The sequence below is a fragment of the Neisseria sp. HMSC065C04 genome (assembly GCF_001815375.1).
In the GTDB taxonomy this organism is placed as follows: Bacteria; Pseudomonadota; Gammaproteobacteria; order Burkholderiales; family Neisseriaceae; genus Neisseria; species Neisseria flavescens_D.
The window spans coordinates 1-3,595 of record NZ_KV820386.1; the positions used below are offsets into that span (position 1 = coordinate 1).

The 3,595-nt window shown below is 47.4% G+C and carries 3 protein-coding genes; all 3 read left to right on the forward strand.

The features are described 5' to 3' along the window. The coding region (locus tag HMPREF3022_RS01860) for an OmpA family protein (protein WP_070765047.1) at nt 1–1,129 on the forward strand (1,129 nt) is incomplete at its 5' end. A gap of 70 nt (nt 1,130–1,199) precedes the next feature. Continuing rightward, nucleotides 1,200–1,688 (forward strand): Hcp family type VI secretion system effector, encoded by a 489-nt coding sequence (locus HMPREF3022_RS01865; RefSeq protein WP_049332188.1) that lies wholly within the window; start codon nt 1,200–1,202, stop codon nt 1,686–1,688. Between the two features lie 71 nt (nt 1,689–1,759). Further along, nucleotides 1,760–3,595, forward strand: a 1,836-nt coding sequence (locus HMPREF3022_RS01870; protein ID WP_070765048.1) for a Clp protease N-terminal domain-containing protein, incomplete at its 3' end; no start/stop codon positions are given.

Here is a 3,595-nt window from a genome sequence, read left to right on the forward strand (position 1 = left end):
GGTGCACTGGTTGATTCAAACGCCGGTGTCTTTTTTGTTTGATAGAAAAAACAGCCATTCTGTTTTTTCTATCATCAATAAGAAAGAACACAACCGTCTGCAGATAAACGAATTCTTAAAGAATCTGAAAAACGCCCTGTCCCTTAAATTCCTGCATGACAGCAATGCCCAGTATAGCCATCAATATGTTTATCTGATGGAAGCGCTGAATTTTTTAGAAGAAAAATTCTTAAAAAATACAGATAGCGGATGGGAGTATGTGGACATATGCAGTTTAAGCCTTGCCGATTGCGGAAATTTTCAAAATACATCTGAATGGGCCGCTTATCTGGTAAAAAATACAGATGGTCTTATTCCGACGGCACAAAGCGTTCAGCATGATTCGGTAAGACACATCCTATCCGAATATCTGGATAAATATGCCGTTTATCATAGAAATCATATTTCAGATATGATTTTTAAGGTATTATTCATTGGTGTTGCCGGTTTTTTTCTGGCCGCGTCGTTTTCAACTGTCAACAACAGCCGTTTGTTGGAACAAATCGGCACGCATATAGCGGACTTCCGTATGGAAACGGATAAAGCCGAACAGGCTAAAAAAATAGGGCTGTTGAAGCAGGACTTGAAATTGCTTGAAGGATACCGTGATCACGGTGTTCCTGCGTATTTGGATTTAGGGCTGTATCGTGCGCAGGCCTATATCCCCAAATTAAAAGCCTTAATTCCCGCCGAAGTTCCTAAAGCGCCCAAGCCTGTCAAAAAGCCGGAGCCGGTGGTTCTTACCCTGGACAGTTTGGCACTCTTTGAAACCGGCCAGTTTGAATTAAAAAATAATGCCAATAAAGCATTGATTGGCGTATTGAAGGCAATCGAATCACATCCTGATACCCGCATTTTAGTTGAAGGCCATACCGACAATGTCGGCAATCCTGTTTCCAATCAGCAGTTGTCAGAAAAACGGGCCCAATCCGTCAAAGACTGGTTGGTAATTTCTTCCAATGTTCCGGAGGGCCGGTTTGAAGTCAAAGGTTTGGGCGATACCAAACCGATTGCAGACAATCAGACAGAAGACGGTAAGGCCAAGAACCGCAGGGTTGAGATTATCCTTATTCCCTTGGCAACACAGTAATTCAATGCAGCACAAGTTGCTTTAAGCCTTAAAACTTAAAGCGTTTTTAATAAAACTAAGGAGTAAAAATATGGCAATTCCTGCTTATATGTGGCTGAAAGACGATGGCGGTTCCGCTATTAAAGGTTCTGTTGACGTTAACGGCCGTGAAGACAGTGTTGAGATCGTCGAGTTCCAACACAATGTCCGCATTCCTACAGATGCCAACACCGGCAAACTGACAGGTACCCGCGTTCATGAACCTATCGTATTGTACAAAGAATACGATGCGTCTTCTCCATACTTGTACAAAGCCGTGACCACCGGCCAAACTTTAAAAGAAGTAGAAATCAAGTGGTATCAAATTGATGCATCCGGTCAAGAGAAAGAGTACTTCAATACCAAACTGGACAACGTTAAAGTTGTCGCAGTAGGTCCTGTAATGCACAACATCAAAGACCCTGCACGCGAGCGTTACAACCACTTGGAACGCGTTGAATTGCGCTACGAAAAAATCACTTGGACTTATAAAGACGGCAACATCATTCATTCCGACAGCTGGAACGAAAGCCGCGCTTAATCATCCACATAAAGTGCTGCCTGATAAAGGTAGCACTTTTTTATAACACATTTTTACATCAGGGATATCAAATGTCTGCACATGATCAAGCCTTATTATTACGTCGTCTGAATACGCATTGCCAACAGGCAATGGAAGCCGCCGCCGGTTTATGTCAAACACGGGGTCATGCCGAAATTACGGTTGACCATTTGTTTATCAAGCTATTGGAATTAGGGGATGGCGATGTCGGCGCCTTATTGAGACGTTACGAAATTGATTCGGAAAACATCTGGAACCCTTTGCTGGACACGATGGATAAACTGCCGCGCAATGTCCGCGGTAATCCTTCACTGTCCAAATCACTGGTCAGCCTATTGTCAGACGCATGGCTGCTGGCAAGTGACGAAGGCGCATCGGAAATCCGTTCCGCTTATCTGTATCAGGCATTGTTGAAATCCCCTTACCGTCTGATGACGCAGGATGCATGGCCGCTGTTGAGTCTGACGGAAACCCAAATAGGCCGTCTGAAAACATGGTTGGATGAAGTCTCAATCGAAGGCACCAACAATACGTTTGCCCAAACTTCTGCCGAAGAAGGCCAGGACGGCACTCAGGCCGAATCCAAACCACAACCGGTTAAAGCAACCGGACAAAACGATGCATTGGCGCGCTTTACCGTTAACCTGACTGAAAAAGCAGCCCAAGGCGGTATCGACCCCGTATTTGGTCGCGAAACAGAAATCCGCCAAATGATGGATATTTTATCACGCCGCCGTAAAAACAATCCGATTTTGGTCGGCGAGCCGGGTGTCGGCAAAACCGCACTGGTAGAAGGCCTGGCCTTGAAAATCGCCTCAGGCGAAGTGCCTAAAATATTAGAAAACACACAGGTATTGGTCCTGGATTTAGGCCTGCTGCAGGCAGGTGCGGGCGTTAAAGGCGAATTCGAACAACGCCTGCGTAACGTGATTGAAGCCGTTCAAAATTCCGAAGAACCCATCTTATTGTTCATTGACGAAGCGCATACCTTAATCGGCGCCGGCAACAGCGCCGGTGGCGCAGATGCCGCCAACCTCTTAAAACCGGCCTTGGCACGAGGCGAATTGCGCACCATTGCCGCCACAACCTGGAGCGAATACAAACAATATTTTGAAAAAGATGCCGCATTGGAGCGGCGTTTCCAAATGGTCAAAGTAGAAGAGCCCGATGACGAATCCGCCTTCACCATGCTGCGCGGCTTGAAACAGCGTTATGCCGCCTACCATAAAGTCCATATTCAGGATTCCGCAGTCATCGCAGCCGTGCAACTCTCCAGAAAATACATTACCGGCCGCCAGCTGCCCGACAAAGCCGTAGACTTGTTGGATACGGCCGCCGCCCGTGTCCGCATGAGCTTGGATACCATTCCCCATATCTTCGGCTTGATGGAGGCACAGGCCTCCTCGCTGCAACGGGAATTGGAAGCATTGGATGCCGACAAACAACTGGGCCGTCTGAACGCATCGCAAGAAGAAAACATCCGACAAGTCGAGCAGGAAATTGCCCAGCTGAACGAACAGCGCGAAGAAATGAACCGCCGCTATCAGGAAGAAAAACAATTGGCGGACGAAATCCAATCCTTAATGGAGGCTGCCAAAAATACAGAATTGACTTCCGAAGAGCGGGAAGCTGCACAACAAAGCCTGACCGAGAAACAGCAACAGCTGGATGCCGTCGTCGCAGGCAAACCGCTGATTTTTACCAGCGTCGATGAAACCGTGATTGCCGACATTATCGCCGACTGGACAGGCGTGCCCGCAGGCAGCGTACTCAAAGACGAACTGGCCAACCTGTTGCAGCTTGAAAGTCTGCTTGAGCAACGCGTAGTCGGACAAAGCGAAGCCATCCATGCGATTGCGCAAAGTTTAAGGGCCGCTAAAGCCGGC

What these genes read in the sequence shown, in the direction of transcription:
- HMPREF3022_RS01865 (WP_049332188.1), top strand. Translation starts at nt 1,200, where the DNA reads ATGGCAATTCCTGCTTATATGTGGCTGAAAGACGATGGCGGTTCCGCT.